Origin of the sequence: Pseudomonas migulae, from assembly GCF_024169315.1 — a bacterium.
GTDB lineage: Bacteria > Pseudomonadota > Gammaproteobacteria > Pseudomonadales > Pseudomonadaceae > Aquipseudomonas > Aquipseudomonas migulae_B.
Genome location: NZ_JALJWR010000001.1, coordinates 6,203,424 through 6,217,927, shown reverse-complemented (window position 1 = coordinate 6,217,927; position 14,504 = coordinate 6,203,424). Strand labels below are relative to the sequence as shown.

The 14,504-nt window shown below is 55.6% G+C and carries 15 protein-coding genes, 1 tRNA gene and 1 pseudogene; 4 read left to right on the top strand and 13 right to left on the bottom strand.

Annotation, left to right across the window (positions count from 1 at the left end; genetic code table 11):
• Positions 1-94 precede the first annotated feature (94 nt).
• A complete protein-coding gene (locus J2Y86_RS28685) occupies positions 95-382 on the bottom strand; it encodes a hypothetical protein (protein WP_253439419.1) in 288 nt (95 codons plus the stop codon).
• 383 nt (positions 383-765) lie between these two features.
• A complete protein-coding gene (locus J2Y86_RS28680) occupies positions 766-984 on the bottom strand; it encodes a hypothetical protein (protein ID WP_253439417.1) in 219 nt (72 codons plus the stop codon).
• Between the two features lie 605 nt (positions 985-1,589).
• Here J2Y86_RS28680 and J2Y86_RS28675 point away from each other — a divergent pair.
• Together J2Y86_RS28675 and J2Y86_RS28670 are read left to right on the top strand one after the other, a co-directional pair.
• Positions 1,590-2,291 (top strand): glutathione S-transferase family protein, encoded by a 702-nt coding sequence (locus tag J2Y86_RS28675; RefSeq protein ID WP_253439415.1) that lies wholly within the window; start codon positions 1,590-1,592, stop codon positions 2,289-2,291.
• A 249-nt stretch (positions 2,292-2,540) separates the two neighbouring features.
• Positions 2,541-3,104: a TetR/AcrR family transcriptional regulator gene (locus J2Y86_RS28670; RefSeq protein ID WP_253439413.1), complete on the top strand. Its 564-nt coding sequence runs from the start codon at positions 2,541-2,543 to the stop codon at positions 3,102-3,104.
• A 244-nt stretch (positions 3,105-3,348) separates the two neighbouring features.
• On the opposite strand, the gene J2Y86_RS28665 is transcribed toward J2Y86_RS28670, so the two are convergent.
• On the bottom strand, positions 3,349-4,566 hold the full coding sequence (locus J2Y86_RS28665) for an MFS transporter (RefSeq protein WP_253439411.1): 1,218 nt from the start codon (positions 4,564-4,566) through the stop codon (positions 3,349-3,351).
• A gap of 96 nt (positions 4,567-4,662) precedes the next feature.
• On the opposite strand from J2Y86_RS28665, the gene J2Y86_RS28660 reads away from it, so the two are divergent.
• Complete coding sequence (locus J2Y86_RS28660; protein ID WP_253439408.1) at positions 4,663-5,556, top strand: LysR family transcriptional regulator; 894 nt, start codon at positions 4,663-4,665, stop codon at positions 5,554-5,556.
• A gap of 459 nt (positions 5,557-6,015) precedes the next feature.
• Here the strand turns inward: J2Y86_RS28660 and J2Y86_RS28655 are convergent, their stop codons facing one another.
• Complete coding sequence (locus tag J2Y86_RS28655) at positions 6,016-6,705, bottom strand: SGNH/GDSL hydrolase family protein (protein WP_253439406.1); 690 nt, start codon at positions 6,703-6,705, stop codon at positions 6,016-6,018.
• A gap of 119 nt (positions 6,706-6,824) precedes the next feature.
• Between J2Y86_RS28655 and J2Y86_RS28650 the strand changes: the two are divergent.
• Positions 6,825-6,947: pseudogene (locus J2Y86_RS28650) on the top strand (integrase); the annotation flags it as partial.
• 75 nt (positions 6,948-7,022) lie between these two features.
• On the opposite strand, the gene J2Y86_RS28645 reads toward J2Y86_RS28650, so the two are convergent.
• From J2Y86_RS28645 to thrS, 9 genes are all read right to left on the bottom strand, one after another.
• Positions 7,023-7,099, bottom strand: a tRNA-Pro gene (locus tag J2Y86_RS28645).
• A gap of 89 nt (positions 7,100-7,188) precedes the next feature.
• Positions 7,189-7,545, bottom strand: a complete 357-nt coding sequence (locus J2Y86_RS28640; protein ID WP_003179985.1) for a MerR family transcriptional regulator — start codon at positions 7,543-7,545, stop codon at positions 7,189-7,191.
• A complete protein-coding gene (ihfA, locus tag J2Y86_RS28635; protein ID WP_002553164.1) occupies positions 7,526-7,828 on the bottom strand; it encodes an integration host factor subunit alpha in 303 nt (100 codons plus the stop codon). Before ihfA ends, J2Y86_RS28640 begins: the two co-directional genes overlap by 20 nt.
• A gap of 3 nt (positions 7,829-7,831) precedes the next feature.
• Positions 7,832-10,213: a phenylalanine--tRNA ligase subunit beta gene (pheT, locus tag J2Y86_RS28630; RefSeq protein WP_253439404.1), complete on the bottom strand. Its 2,382-nt coding sequence runs from the start codon at positions 10,211-10,213 to the stop codon at positions 7,832-7,834.
• 26 nt (positions 10,214-10,239) lie between these two features.
• The gene (gene pheS / locus J2Y86_RS28625) at positions 10,240-11,256 is read right to left on the bottom strand and encodes a phenylalanine--tRNA ligase subunit alpha (protein ID WP_253439402.1); all 1,017 of its coding nucleotides are present in this window, start codon (positions 11,254-11,256) and stop codon (positions 10,240-10,242) included.
• Positions 11,257-11,365: 109 nt separating this feature from the next.
• On the bottom strand, positions 11,366-11,722 hold the full coding sequence (rplT, locus tag J2Y86_RS28620; protein ID WP_007905879.1) for a 50S ribosomal protein L20: 357 nt from the start codon (positions 11,720-11,722) through the stop codon (positions 11,366-11,368).
• Positions 11,723-11,750: 28 nt separating this feature from the next.
• Positions 11,751-11,945, bottom strand: coding sequence for a 50S ribosomal protein L35 (gene rpmI, locus J2Y86_RS28615; RefSeq protein ID WP_002553160.1), 195 nt, complete (start codon positions 11,943-11,945; stop codon positions 11,751-11,753).
• A 60-nt stretch (positions 11,946-12,005) separates the two neighbouring features.
• Positions 12,006-12,557: a translation initiation factor IF-3 gene (infC, locus tag J2Y86_RS28610; RefSeq protein ID WP_172435341.1), complete on the bottom strand. Its 552-nt coding sequence runs from the start codon at positions 12,555-12,557 to the stop codon at positions 12,006-12,008.
• A complete protein-coding gene (gene thrS / locus J2Y86_RS28605; RefSeq protein WP_253439400.1) occupies positions 12,557-14,479 on the bottom strand; it encodes a threonine--tRNA ligase in 1,923 nt (640 codons plus the stop codon). Before thrS ends, infC begins: the two co-directional genes overlap by 1 nt.
• Positions 14,480-14,504: the final 25 nt, after the last annotated feature.

Below are 14,504 nucleotides of genomic sequence, written 5' to 3'. Positions count from 1 at the left end.
GTGCGGTTTTTCCCGAGAGCGGCCCTAGCCACCGTTAAATTCGAAGCGTAAAAAAGCCCGCGCTGTGCGGGCTATTGAAATGATCCGAACGTGTTCAGGCGCCTGACTCAGGATCGCTCGCAGGCATGCCGCGAGCCTCCTTGTCATCTTCATCCTGATCCGAATTATCGACGCGACCGCTCTTTCCAGCGTCGGGATGTTCACTCGATACCGAGTTGTTGGCTTCCACGTCTGTCATATCTTGATCAACAGGGGCTTCGTCGTCCGACTGCAACGGAATCTCTGGTTCATCCCGTTTTGGGTCATGACCGGCTTCGTTATCCGCCGTGCGCGTCACGTTCTGCTGCGATCTGTTGCCAGGTGCATTCTCGTCAATGTCCATGGTGACTCTCCGCTCTCATGCCCGGGTGAATCCGTGCTTAAACGTGAGAGGGCCACACCGCGCTCGAGTGCCCGGCATTGGACGAATGGCGAAAACGAAAAACCCGGCAAGTGGCCGGGCAGTCAAGAAAGTAAGCCCACCCTGACCAGTTGCGGCCACTCAGCATTTCTCTGAAACAGCTGGCAGGGCGAACTACTGCACCTTATTCGAGTGAGGCTTTCGCGTATATCAGCTTTTCCCTGATACCCACTCTCAGCATTCCCCGCAAATGTCGCGCACATGAAAAAGGCCAATGCTGTGAACATTGGCCTGAGTCATTGAAGAATATGGTCAGGGCGGAGTGATTCGAACACTCGCCCCCTGGCACCCCATCGCCTTTCTTTTCATACCAGTCGAATGAGCATCAAGACCAAGAGCACGTTCAATACGGCCAGCGCACTCAGGCCCGCAAGCACACCGCCAGCGCCCCAGGTCTGCAACAGGTAGATCCGCCGGTCGATTGAGAAACTTTCGCCACCCACTGCCTGGCTTTTTATGAGTGGTCCCGTGCCCCGCGTCAGCACCCAGCGATAAAGCGGCGCAACGCCAATGACCAATAACACGCCATAAGCCACGCACGTCGTGCGCCAACCAACGTGTTCAATGACCAGCGCAACCGCGGGCCATGACAGTGTTGTCGCAAACCCTGGAGGTCGGCACTGGCACCATTCCGCGCAGCGGGTTTCGGCTGTAATCCGCTGCTCGGGAGTAGGCCTGCAATAGTCTGCTTTGGACCTCGAACTATAGGCAGCCGTCGGCCAGAAGCAGTCGGTCGTGACCGGCAGACAACGGCCAATAGCTGACTGTCGAATAATCAACGGAAATGACTCAAATAGATAACCGTCCGGTAGACACGTCTTGACGAATTCATCTTAGGGCGACGGCGTGAGCAAGGCGCCCTTGTTGACGGTTGCGGTGGGTGGTCAAGTCCATGCAATTACGCCGCTGGGATAAAGCGAGTGAGCCTCGCGACCGATGTTAGGTTGCGCGCCCTTTCCCGCTGAAGCGAGCGATTCACCTCAATCGAGCCAATACAGCCAGAAAATTCCAGCAAAAAACTTTTACCTAACAAGTGTTAGATAGGTGTTGACGCGCGTCGAATCACCCGCTAAGGTTTGGCTACCTAACGACAGTTAGGTAGCCCAGCCACCAATCTGCAGGATCGACCATGACTACTAAACTTCAGCTTTTCACTTCGCCTTCGGCCTTTCCGAACCCACAGCGTCTGCGTCTGTTCATGCACGAAAAAGGCATCGCTGACCAATTTGCCGAGACTATCTATGACATGTCCCCTGTAGGAGAACAGCGTGGCTGGCGTCATTTGAATATGAACTCGTGGGGCGAAACTCCCACCCTTCAACTGGCTGACGGTAGCTACATTTCCGAAACGGCTGCCATCGTTCGTTATCTTGACCAAGAGTATCCCGGTCGCAAGATCATGGGAGAGACCGCACTGGAACAGGGTCTGGATAACATGTGGGATAACCGGGTGTGGGTGCACATCCTGTACCGCATCGTTACAGCGTTCCACGTGTTGCACACCGGACTCGGCTTCAAGCTAGAACTGACCAAGAATGAGGCTTGGGGCGAACACTGCCGTAAGGAAGCTTTGGCTCACGCTGCACTGGTCAATCGTCATCTGTCAGACGGCCGCGAATGGCTGCTCGGCGGCGATGCCCCGACCTTCTCGGACATTACCCTGGCAACCGCGATCGCCTTCTCGAAATTCCCGGTCAATGCCACTCCACTGGACGAGCGGTTTGAGTTCCTGGATGCGTACTGGCAGCGCTGGACAAAACGTCCAAGCTTCCAGGCTGCCTACGCTGATCACAACAGCGGCATTCCTGAGCTGGATTCGCCAGCCCAGTAACAGCTTCTCAATGGAAACTCCGGCGCGCCGAGATCGCCACGCCCCTGGCTTTCTCGGTGACCGTAGTAATCTCGCCAGTGTCGGCTGGCGGTGCCGCTTGCTGAACCATGATGGAACGGCTTCAGCCTGAGCACCCAAGTCGCATTGAACTCACTGCTCTCACTGACAATCTACCTGTCACACGGTAGGCCTTTGCTGTAAATTAGCTTTCCCTATTTAAGCGATCGTCCCAAGACGAAAGGCACCAAGATGAGCGTCAACTCCAAGGAAGCCATCTTGTTGGCGGCCAAGAAAATTGCCCAATCGCAGGGCTACAATGGTTTGAATTTCCGCGACCTTGCGCAAGATGTTGGTATCAAAGCGGCGAGTATTTACTACCATTTTCCAAGCAAAGCCGATCTGGGTATTGCCGTTGCCAAACGATATTGGGAGGACGGTGCGCTCGCGCTCGAGATGATCGAATCAGAAAGCCCCTCTCCGATTGACGCTCTGCGTCGCTTTCCTGAAATCTTCCGAAGATCGCTTGAGGCCGACAATCGTCTCTGCCTGGGCAGTTTCATGGGTGCTGAAACCGATACTTTACCCATTGAAATGACAAAAGAAATTCAGACCTTTGCGGATGTCAACATTGCATGGCTAAGCAAGCTTCTAGTGGCTGCGAAGGTGTGCAAATCAAGTGAGAGTGAATCTAGAGCACGTGCAATTTTCGCAGCTATTGTCGGTGCCCAGCTCTTAGCTAGAAGTCGCTCGGATATCTCGCTTTTCGATGCCCTGGTCGATTCATACCGCGCGTTCGGACCTCTGCCGACTTAGCAACTGACTGCGACTCGGTTCAGCGAACGGGCGGCTTCGTCGCATTCGCGTTCAATGCGAAGCGGCGTAGCTGTTGCGAAATTGCACTTCACTTGACCACCTGATTGCATCGGTACTGACCGCTGAACGGTTTAGCCAATCTGTTGCATCGACCGGTTGAATCCACAGCCAATAGCAGACATTGGATCAAATCCGATCTGGCAAATTACGGACTGCTGCCTGACTTACTCGAATCTGCCTTCTGTCAAGCCTGGTTTCGCGATGTGAAAAAGGCCATCACTGCGGCGAGAACCAACAAAATGGAGCTTGCGAGAAACGTCATACGATAACCGCTCCCGTCGAACAGCAACCCGCCGAGGGTAGACCCCATTGCAATGGAAAGCTGAATGACTGCCACCATCAGGCCGCCACCGGCCTCAGCATCCTTGGGTAACGCCTTGGCCAACCACGACCACCACCCCACAGGTGCTGCCGTCGCGATCAGTCCCCACAGCCCCAGCAATACAAAAGCTGCCACGACTCCGCCGCCAAGGATAATCAAGGAAAGTGCAATGGCGGCCATCAACAGTGGAATGCCGATCAGGACCTGGTACAGGCCGGTTTTCAGGAAAGCGCCGATCAGGATGGTCCCTGCAAAACCCGCCACGCCGATGACCAGCAGGATCATCGACAACAGGGAGACATCTACACCAGTGACGGTCTCCAGAAACGGGCGCAGATAGGTGAACAAGACAAACTGCCCCATGAAGAAAATGCCCACACTCAACATGCCGAAACTGACCAATCGGCTCTTGAACAATCGAAAGACATTGCCATTGCCCGCATTGCGCGGCGCCGTCGTCATGGCTGGCAGGCTGATCCACTGCCAGATCAACGCGATGATCGCTACCGGAATCAAGCAGAAAAAAGCACCTCGCCAACCGATGACACTCCCCAGATAGCTTCCCAGTGGTGCGGCCACTACGGTTGCCAAAGCATTGCCGCCGTTGAAGATTGCCAATGCCTTGGGCACGCTATGGGACGGTACCAGGCGCATGGCCATTGCCGCCGACATCGACCAGAACCCGCCGATCACCACGCCGATCAGCGCACGCCCCATCATGTACACCGTATAGTTTGGCGCCAGACCGACCACCAGTCCCGACACGCACATAATCCCGGTCAGTAGAAGCAACAGCGTCTTGCGGTCCATTGAGCCCGCAAGCCTGGAAATCGAAAGGCTTGTCAGCACCGCAAAGGCGCCGGAGATGGCGATCCCATACCCGGCCAGTCCTTCACTGATTTGCAGATCCGATGCAATCGGCGTGAGCAAACTGACCGGCATGAACTCCGATGCGATCAGCGCGAATACGCACAGTGTCATCGCAAAGATGCCACTCCAGTAAGCCGGCTGCTCCTCTGTCCCCGGCGTGCCGAGGGCATCACCTGTCGGGGTGTCGAATACAGGTGTCTCGCTCATCATAAGTACTCCGTTCCAGATACGTGACAAAGCTTGACGGATTCGAGATACCCTGATTAGTAGGCGTAATCTTCATGTGGTTTTGAGAAAAATTCAGCAATGTCCAATACCAAAGTCAACGATCTCCAGGCTTTTCTGGCGGTGGCGCGCGATCAAAGCTTTACCAAAGCTGCCGCCAAACTGGGCGTTACGCCTTCTGCGCTGAGTCATACAATCCGGGCACTTGAACAAAGACTGGGGATACGTCTGCTGGCCCGCACGACACGCAATGTGTCGCCGACAGAGGCGGGAGAAAGATTGATGCGCTCGATCGCCCCGCTTTTCGAGCAGATCACTGTTGAGCTTGAAGCGTTGAGCGAATTACGGGACAAGCCGAGTGGCACGATTCGTATTTCCTGCACTGACGATCAGATTGAGTTGTGCATTCGACCGATGCTTGCAGAGTTCTTGAAGAGTTACCCGGATATCACACTGGAGTTCTACGTCGACTATGGATTCACCAACGTGGTCGAGGAACGCTTCGATGCCGGCATTCGCATGGGTGAATCGATCAGCAAGGACATGATTGCGGTTCGCATAGGACCGGATTGGCGGTTGGCGGTGGTGGGATCTCCGGCGTATTTCGAACGCAAACCGGCACCAGCGACGCCCCATGAGTTGACTGCCCATGAGTGCGTCAATATTCGACACAGGCCATCAGGGGCAATTTACGCCTGGGAGTTTGAACGAAATGGCGAGGCGTTTACGGTCAAGGCAGATGGGCAACTTGTTTTCAACAGCATCATGCATGTCCTCAATGCCGCCGTTGATGGCATTGGTCTGGCTTATGTACCAGAGGAATTGGTCGCACCGTATCTGGCCGACGGCCGCCTCAAAGAAGTCCTGGCCGACTGGTGTCCTGTGTTTCAGGGTTACCATTTGTATTACCCCAACAGACGCCAGACGTCTCCCGCCTTTTCTGCACTGGTCGAGGCGCTGAAATATAGACGCTGAGCTTTCTGTATTCGACGTGCTGCAACGTCTGCTATGGGTTGTGGATTCAACCGGCAAGCGGTGAGGATTCTACTGAGAGCCAGTCGTTTTGCAGGGGTAAAACGCCTGAAAATAAAAAGGGTCGCAAGATAAAATCTCGCAACCCCTTGAATTATATGGTCGGGACGGAGTGATTCGAACACTCGCCCCCTAGCACCCCATCTTCTTTTTTATACTTCTTGATAGCTTCGAAAATTCTGCTCTGAACTCTTAGAAGCTAGTATTCACGGGGGTCCAGCAACGTCTATCAACAGCCGACGTTTTATGGGGGAAAAGTAGGGGTAACCGTGAAAAAGCCGACACACTGAGTGATGCGCATGGTCATCCAGTGTGCTCAGGCGATACGGGCCACACCACTGCTTTTTTCCAGGTCTCCAGGCGAAAAAAACCCGCCGAAGCGTTTTTTCATCTATGTCCAGGTCAGTTTGGCGAGGCGCCACTCAAATTTTCAATCAATGACGGGGTCACCACTGCGCGATATCCATCCGCATTTGGGTGCAATCCATCCGCAACATACTGATTAAAAAGATCCGGATTTGATTTCAAGACCGCCTGCCACCTTGGAAAATTGTCGATCAAACGAAGCCCCCTGGCTTTTGCGACATCCCGGTACATCTGGAAGTAATCCCTTAACTTCGGTCTCTCCACTCCAGAGCCTCCAATCACTGGATTCGTCACCATTAAAATGATCTCCGTCGATGACTTGGCAGCCTTGATCCGGTCAATCATTAACTCGAGGTTTTTCCGCGCTTGTTCGACGGTGGTTTTGTGGGGAAGGAAAGCGTCGTTGATCGCGAATTCGATAAACACCGTATCCGGGCTTTTGGAGATAACTCGACTTTCGAGATTTTCAACACCCCATCCCGACCACATCGAACCCTTGCCACTATTTATAACCGTGGCACGTCCTGGGTATCGCTGATTCAGATCATCCCCAAGCTGCTGCACCCAGGCGCCAGAGGCCGTCAAGCTCGTACCATAAGCTACGACGGTCTGCGCCTTGCCAGCATCTAGGTTTGAATACAGGTCGCTTTCCTGACCAGCAAAGCTGGCCGCGCTTAACGAAAGTAACATTCCAGCAAACAGAGCCTTGGCCCACAAACCATTCATTCAACTGTCCCGATCTTTTCACAGATGGCAAGGATGAACCTGTGAGCTTGAGGCGTCCACAGGTGGCATTGGGCCTCACCACGTAAGGTGCGGGCGAGGATGTCTCGGTCATTGTCAGGAAAGATGGGCAGAAAATTGCAGGACATGCGAACGAAGGCATGGCCAAAAACTACCAGCGGGACCAGGAAATCGTCTGCTCCGAGGCGATTCCTGACCCGAATATCAGCGAAATCACCGGGTAGTTTTGCGCGGGTTTGTGCAGACCTGAAATGAGAAAGGGATCAAGCCCGTTAAGCACTTGATCCCCTTACGAAATATGGTCGGGACGGAGTGATTCGAACACTCGACCCCTAGCACCCCATGCTAGTGCGCTACCGGACTGCGCTACGCCCCGACTAGGCGTGAAACTCGTTCTTCACCTCGAAGAACGCTCAAGAATATATCGCAAGCTTTTGAAAACTGGAAGTATTCAAACGCATGAATTTATTTCTTGAGCACCACCAGCACATCTTCCAGTTCGGCAATCATCTGCCGAATCATCTGCTTGTATTGAGTGGTGTCGTCTTTGGCTTCATCGCCGGACAAACGCAAGCGCGCGCCGCCGATGGTGAACCCTTGATCGTAAAGAAGCGCGCGGATCTGCCGGATCATCAGCACGTCTTGTCGCTGATAATACCGGCGGTTTCCGCGGCGTTTGACGGGGTTGAGTTGAGGAAACTCCTGCTCCCAATAGCGCAGCACGTGCGGTTTTACCGCACACAGCTCGCTGACTTCACCAATGGTGAAGTAGCGTTTGCCTGGGATGACGGGTAGCTCGTCGTTATGACTTGGTTCCAGCATAAGCCTCAACTCGGGCCTTCAACTTCTGCCCTGGACGAAAGGTGACCACACGGCGAGCCGTGATCGGGATTTCTTCACCCGTTTTCGGATTGCGGCCAGGCCGCTGGCGTTTGTCCCGAAGGTCGAAATTGCCGAAACCGGACAATTTGACTTGTTCGTTGTCTTCAAGAGCGTGCCTGATTTCTTCAAAAAACAGTTCGACCAATTCCTTGGCCTCCCGTTTATTCAGGCCCAGCTCTTCATAAAGACGTTCCGCCATTTCAGCTTTCGTCAGAGCCCCCATACGTCACTTCCTTAACGTGGCGTTCAACCTTTGTTCGAGCGAGGTGAGGATGTTTTGCGTCGTGGTATTCACCTCATCGTCATTAAGAGTGCGCGATGGATGCTGCCAGGTCAAGCCGACTGCAAGGCTTTTTCTATCAGGATCAATGCCTTTACCCTGATATACGTCAAATAGCCTGAGGTCCGTCAGCCATTCCCCTGCATTTTCACGGATTACGTCCAGTACAGCGCTGGCCGCGACGTCTTTTTGGGCGATCAGTGCAAGGTCACGTCGCACTTCAGGAAAGCGCGATAACTCCTGGAATTTAGGCATTTTGCCCAACGCCACTTCAGCCAGAACCAGCTCGAATACGAAGACCGGACGATCGAGACCGAGGGTTTTCGACAATTCAGGGTGGATCGCGCCAACGAAACCTACCAAACGACCTTCACGTTCGATGCGCGCGGTCTGACCCGGATGCAATGCCGGGTGTTTACCCGGCACGAACGTGAACGAATCCAGCGCACCGGCGAAGCCCAGCACCGCTTCCACATCGGCTTTGACGTCGAAGAAATCCACGACATCGCGACCTTGTGCCCAGCCTTCCGGCAGACGGCTACCGCACACGACGCCAGCCAGCATCGGCTCTTGCTTCAAACCTTCCAGCTGACCGACAAAACGCAGACCGCTTTCGAACAGACGGACGCGATCCTGTTGACGATTCAGGTTGTGCTGAAGCGCCTTGACCAGACCAGGCCACAGGGACGAGCGCATGGCCGCCATGTCGTTGGAAATCGGGTTGGCCAGCAGCAGCGGCTCGACACCCGGATTGAACAACTCGAACTGTTTCGGATCGATGAAGCTGTAGGTGATCGCTTCCTGATAACCACGGGCCACCAGCAGACGACGCAACTCAGGCAGGTCACTGCGCGCTTCCGCCTTGGCTTGCGGCGCCAGACGGGCTTGCGGGTAACGAACCGGCAGACGGTTGTAGCCGTACAGACGGGCCAGCTCTTCGATCAGGTCAACTTCGAGGCTGATGTCGAAGCGATGGCTTGGTACTTCAACGCGCCACTGCCCTGCCCCGTCGGCCGAAACGGTCAGGCCCAAGCCGTTGAGCAAACGCTCGACTTCGGACGCTTCCATTTCCATGCCCAGCATCTGGGAGATGCGTTGCGCGCGCAGGGTAACCGGCGCGATTTTCGGCAGGTGCTGCTCACTCACGGTTTCGATGATCGGGCCGGCTTCGCCGCCAGTGATTTCCAGCAGCAGGCCAGTGGCGCGCTCCATGGCTTCACGGGCCAGTTGCCAGTCCACGCCACGCTCGTAGCGGTGCGAAGCGTCGGTGTGCAGGCCGTACGAACGAGCCTTGCCAGCAACGGCAATCTGATCGAAGAACGCGCTTTCAAGGAATACGTCGCGGGTGGTCGCAGTGTCGACGCCGCTGTGCTCGCCACCCATCACGCCGGCGATGGCCAGGGCGCGAGTGTGGTCGGCAATCACCAGCGTATCGCTACGCAAGCTGACTTCCTGACCGTCGAGCAGAACCAGCTTCTCGCCTTCTTCAGCCATGCGCACACGGATGCCGCCATTGATTTCGGCGAGATCGAACGCGTGCAGCGGTTGGCCCAGCTCCAGCATCACGTAGTTGGTAATGTCGACGGCAGCGTCGATGCTGCGCACATCGCCACGACGCAGGCGCTCGACCATCCACAGCGGCGTAGGCTTGGACAGGTCGACGTTACGGATCACACGGCCCAGGTAACGCGGGCAAGCAGCCGGCGCCAGGACTTCAATCGAACGCACTTCGTCATGCACGGCTGGCACGACTGGAACGATCGGACGAGTGACTTTAGCGTCATACAGCGCGCCCACTTCACGGGCCAGACCGGCCAGGGACAGGCAGTCGCCACGGTTCGGGGTCAGGTCGACCTCGATGCTGGCGTCGTCCAGACTCAGGTATTCACGAATGTCCTTGCCCACTGGTGCATCGGCCGGCAATTCCATCAGGCCGTCGTTGCCTTCGCCGACTTGCAGCTCGGCTTGCGAGCACAGCATGCCGTTGGACTCAACGCCACGCAGCTTGGCTTTCTTGATTTTGAAGTCGCCTGGCAGTTCGGCACCGATCATGGCGAACGGGATCTTCAGGCCCGGGCGCACGTTTGGCGCGCCGCAGACTACCTGGAAGGTCTCCGAGCCATTGCTGACCTGGCAAACACGCAACTTGTCGGCGTCCGGATGCTGCTCGGTGCTCAGCACCTCGCCCACCACCACACCGGTGAATTCGCCGGCGGCCAGCGTAACGCTATCGACCTCAAGACCGGCCATCGACAGACGAGCAACCAGCTCGTCGCGACTTACCTGCGGGCTTACCCAGCCACGCAGCCATTGTTCACTGAATTTCATCCTGCTCTCCTAAGAATTCGTTACGACTAGCGAAATTGCGCGAGGAACCGCAAGTCGTTGTCGAAGAACAGACGCAAGTCGTTCACGCCGTAACGCAGCATGGCCAGACGCTCAACGCCCATGCCGAAGGCAAAGCCCGAAAACTCTTCCGGGTCGATCCCGGACATGCGCAGCACGTTCGGGTGAACCATGCCGCAGCCCATGACTTCCAGCCAGCCAGTCTGTTTGCAGACACGGCAGCCCTTGCCGCTGCACATCACACATTCCATGTCGACTTCAGCGGATGGCTCGGTGAACGGGAAGTACGAAGGACGGAACCGCACGGCCAGTTCTTTTTCGAAGAACACGCGCAGGAACTCTTCGATGGTGCCTTTCAGGTCGGCGAAGTTGATATCGCGGTCGACCAGCAGGCCTTCGACCTGGTGGAACATCGGCGAGTGGGTGATATCGGAGTCGCTACGGTACACACGGCCTGGGCAGACGATGCGGATCGGCGGCTGTTTCGATTCCATGGTGCGGACCTGTACCGGCGAGGTATGGGTGCGCAGCAACATGTTGGCATTGAAATAGAAGGTGTCATGCATCGACCGGGCCGGGTGATGGCCTGGGATGTTGAGCGCTTCGAAGTTGTGGTAATCGTCTTCGACCTCAGGGCCTTCGGAGATGCCGTAGCCGATGTGGGTGAAGAACTGTTCGATACGTTCCAGCGTACGAGTAACCGGATGCAAACCACCCGAGGTCTGGCCACGGCCAGGCAGGGTCACGTCAATGGACTCGGCAGACAGTTTGGCGGCCAGGTCGGCCTCTTCAAACAGTGCCTTGCGGGCATTGAGAACCTCTGTGACACTCTCCTTGGCAACGTTGATCAGGGCGCCGACTTGCGGACGCTCTTCTGCCGGCAAATTCCCCAGGGTCTTCATCACCTGAGTCAATTCACCCTTTTTGCCAAGGTAGTGAACCCGGATTTGCTCCAGGGCATTGATATCTTCAGCGCTTTGCACAGCCTCTAGTGCTTGAGAGACGAGCGCATCCAGGTTTTCCATGTACAGACTCCAGATACAAAATAGGGGAAGAGCTTGAAGGCTCTTCCCCTATTTATGACGTTTAACACCTGGCCCCACAGAGGTGAGGCCGGGTGACTGTCGGGGGTACTTAAGCCAAGGTGGCTTTAGCTTTCTCGACAATCGCAGCAAACGCCGCTTTTTCGTTCACTGCCAGATCAGCCAGAACCTTACGGTCGATCTCGATGGACGCTTTTTTCAGGCCGGCGATGAAACGGCTGTAGGACAGACCGTTGATACGTGCACCAGCGTTGATACGAGCGATCCACAGAGCGCGGAACTGACGTTTTTTCTGACGACGGTCACGGTAGGCGTATTGGCCTGCCTTGATTACCGCTTGCTTGGCAACACGGAATACGCGCGAGCGAGCGCCGTAGTAGCCTTTAGCAAGTTTCAGAATTTTTTTGTGACGTTTACGGGCAATGACGCCACGCTTTACACGAGCCATGAGTTACTTCCTCTATTCTTGACTAAAATTAACGAAGGCGCAGCATGCGCTCGACTTTTGCCACGTCAGACGGATGCAGCAAGCTGCTACCGCGCAGTTGACGCTTACGCTTGGTCGACATTTTAGTCAGGATGTGGCTCTTGAAAGCGTGCTTGTGCTTGATACCGTTAGCAGTTTTCAGAAACCGCTTAGCAGCACCACTTTTCGTTTTCATTTTTGGCATGTTCGGATACTCCGCATTCAGTTGATAAACATAATCAGAAGGCCTGCCGTGCCCTGATGATTACTTCTTCTTTTTCGGGGCGATGACCATGATCAGCTGGCGTCCTTCCATCTTAGGATGCTGTTCGACCGAACCGTACTCGAGCAAGTCACCTTCAACTCGCTTGAGGAGTTCCATCCCCAGCTCCTGGTGGGCCATCTCACGGCCGCGGAATCGCAAGGATACCTTGGCCCTGTCCCCATCACTCAGGAAACGTACCAGGTTGCGCAGTTTTACCTGGTAATCCCCTTCCTCCGTCCCTGGACGAAACTTGATTTCTTTAACCTGAATCTGCTTCTGGTTTTTCTTGGCCGCGGCAATCTGCTTCTTCTTTTCGAAGATCGATTTGCCGTAGTCCATCAGTTTGCAAACAGGGGGTACTGCATCGGCGGAAATCTCCACCAAATCCAGCTTGGCCTCTTCAGCCTTAAGAAGCGCGTCTTCAATTGACACAATCCCAAGCTGTTCACCTTCAGCCCCAATTAACCGAACCTCGCGTGCCGAGATATTCTCGTTGATCGGGGCTTTCGGTGCAGCTCGTTTATCTTGTCTCATTTCACGCTTAATAATAATTACTCCGAATCTGGGCGACCACGCCGGGAAACCGCTTGCGCGAGAAACTCAGCGAACTGGGCGACGGGCATCGAGCCCTGGTCAGCACCTTCACGAGTACGCACAGCGACAGTCTGCATCTCGACTTCCCGATCTCCGATAACCAAGAGATAGGGAACCTTGAGCAAAGTATGCTCGCGGATTTTAAAGCCGATCTTTTCATTTCTCAAGTCAGACTTGGCACGAAATCCGCTTTCGTTGAGAGTTTTTTCAACCTCGGCGGCAAAATCGGCCTGTTTGTCAGTGATGTTCATGATCACTGCCTGGGTCGGAGCCAGCCACGCAGGGAATGCACCCTCGTAGTGCTCGATCAGGATGCCGACGAAACGTTCGAAGGATCCGAGGATCGCCCGGTGCAACATAACCGGGTGCTTGCGACTGTTGTCTTCGGAGACGTATTCGGCTCCCAGACGGACAGGCAGGTTAAAATCGAGCTGCAGGGTACCACACTGCCAGACGCGACCGAGGCAATCTTTCAGCGAGAACTCGATCTTCGGACCGTAGAACGCACCCTCGCCCGGCTGCAGATCGTACGGCAGGCCAGCGCTGTCAAGGGCTGCAGCCAATGCAGCTTCGGCGCGATCCCACAGCTCGTCGGAACCGACGCGTTTTTCCGGACGAGTGGACAGCTTCATCTCGACGTCTTTGAAGCCGAAGTCGGCGTAGACGTCCATGGTCAGCTTGATGAATGCAGCGGATTCGGCCTGCATCTGCTCTTCGGTGCAGAAGATGTGGGCGTCATCCTGAGTGAACGCACGCACACGCATGATGCCGTGCAGCGCACCCGATGGCTCGTTACGGTGGCAGGCACCGAATTCCGCCAGGCGCATCGGCAACTCGCGGTAGCTTTTCAGGCCCTGATTGAACACTTGCACGTGGCAAGGGCAGTTCATCGGCTTGATGGCGTAGTCGCGGTTTTCCGACTGAGTGGTGAACATGTTGTCGGCGTAGTTGGCCCAGTGCCCGGATTTCTCCCACAGGCTTCGGTCAACGACTTGTGGAGTCTTGATCTCCAGGTAGCCGTGGTCACGCTGAACCTTGCGCATGTACTGCTCGAGCACCTGGTACAACGTCCAGCCGTTCGGGTGCCAGAACACCATGCCCGGCGACTCTTCCTGGGTGTGGAACAGGCCCAGGCGCTTGCCGATCTTGCGGTGATCGCGCTTTTCAGCTTCTTCGATGCGCTGGATGTAAGCCGCCAGCTGCTTTTTGTCAGCCCATGCGGTGCCGTAGACGCGCTGCAATTGCTCGTTCTTGGCATCGCCGCGCCAGTAGGCGCCGGACAACTTGGTCAGCTTGAAGGATTTCAGGAAACGCGTGTTCGGCACGTGCGGACCGCGGCACATGTCGACGTATTCTTCGTGATAGTACAGGCCCATGGCCTGCTCGTTCGGCATGTCCTCGACCAGGCGCAGCTTGTAGTCTTCGCCGCGAGCCTTGAACACTTCTATCACTTCCGCGCGCGGAGTGACTTTCTTGATCACGTCGTAATCTTTTTCGATCAGCTGCTGCATGCGCTGTTCGATGGCGGCCAGGTCGTCCGGAGTAAAAGGACGCTCGAAGGCGATGTCGTAATAGAAGCCTTCGTCAATGACCGGACCGATGACCATTTTGGCGGTAGGGTACAGCTGCTTGACCGCGTGGCCAACCAGGTGGGCGCAAGAGTGGCGAATGATCTCCAGCCCCTCTTCATCCTTTGGCGTGATGATTTGCAGCGTAGCGTCGGCGCTGATGATGTCACTGGCGTCGACCAGCTTGCCATCGACCTTGCCGGCCACGGTGGCCTTGGCCAGACCTGCACCAATGGATGCGGCGACCTCGGCTACGGAAACCGGGTGATCGAATGAACGTTGACTGCCGTCGGGAAGAGTAATAGTTGGCATGGCGCCTCCTCTCCTAGTGGTGACC

Coding starts and splice junctions, on each gene's coding strand:
- J2Y86_RS28685 (WP_253439419.1), bottom strand. CDS start 382: ATGGACATTGACGAGAATGCACCTGGCAACAGATCGCAGCAGAACGTG.
- J2Y86_RS28675 (WP_253439415.1), top strand. CDS start 1,590: ATGACTACTAAACTTCAGCTTTTCACTTCGCCTTCGGCCTTTCCGAAC.
- J2Y86_RS28670 (WP_253439413.1), top strand. CDS start 2,541: ATGAGCGTCAACTCCAAGGAAGCCATCTTGTTGGCGGCCAAGAAAATT.
- J2Y86_RS28665 (WP_253439411.1), bottom strand. CDS start 4,566: ATGATGAGCGAGACACCTGTATTCGACACCCCGACAGGTGATGCCCTC.
- J2Y86_RS28660 (WP_253439408.1), top strand. CDS start 4,663: ATGTCCAATACCAAAGTCAACGATCTCCAGGCTTTTCTGGCGGTGGCG.
- J2Y86_RS28655 (WP_253439406.1), bottom strand. CDS start 6,705: ATGAATGGTTTGTGGGCCAAGGCTCTGTTTGCTGGAATGTTACTTTCG.
- J2Y86_RS28640 (WP_003179985.1), bottom strand. CDS start 7,545: ATGCTGGAACCAAGTCATAACGACGAGCTACCCGTCATCCCAGGCAAA.
- ihfA (WP_002553164.1), bottom strand. CDS start 7,828: ATGGGGGCTCTGACGAAAGCTGAAATGGCGGAACGTCTTTATGAAGAG.
- pheT (WP_253439404.1), bottom strand. CDS start 10,213: ATGAAATTCAGTGAACAATGGCTGCGTGGCTGGGTAAGCCCGCAGGTA.
- pheS (WP_253439402.1), bottom strand. CDS start 11,256: ATGGAAAACCTGGATGCGCTCGTCTCTCAAGCACTAGAGGCTGTGCAA.
- rplT (WP_007905879.1), bottom strand. CDS start 11,722: ATGGCTCGTGTAAAGCGTGGCGTCATTGCCCGTAAACGTCACAAAAAA.
- rpmI (WP_002553160.1), bottom strand. CDS start 11,945: ATGCCAAAAATGAAAACGAAAAGTGGTGCTGCTAAGCGGTTTCTGAAA.
- thrS (WP_253439400.1), bottom strand. CDS start 14,479: ATGCCAACTATTACTCTTCCCGACGGCAGTCAACGTTCATTCGATCAC.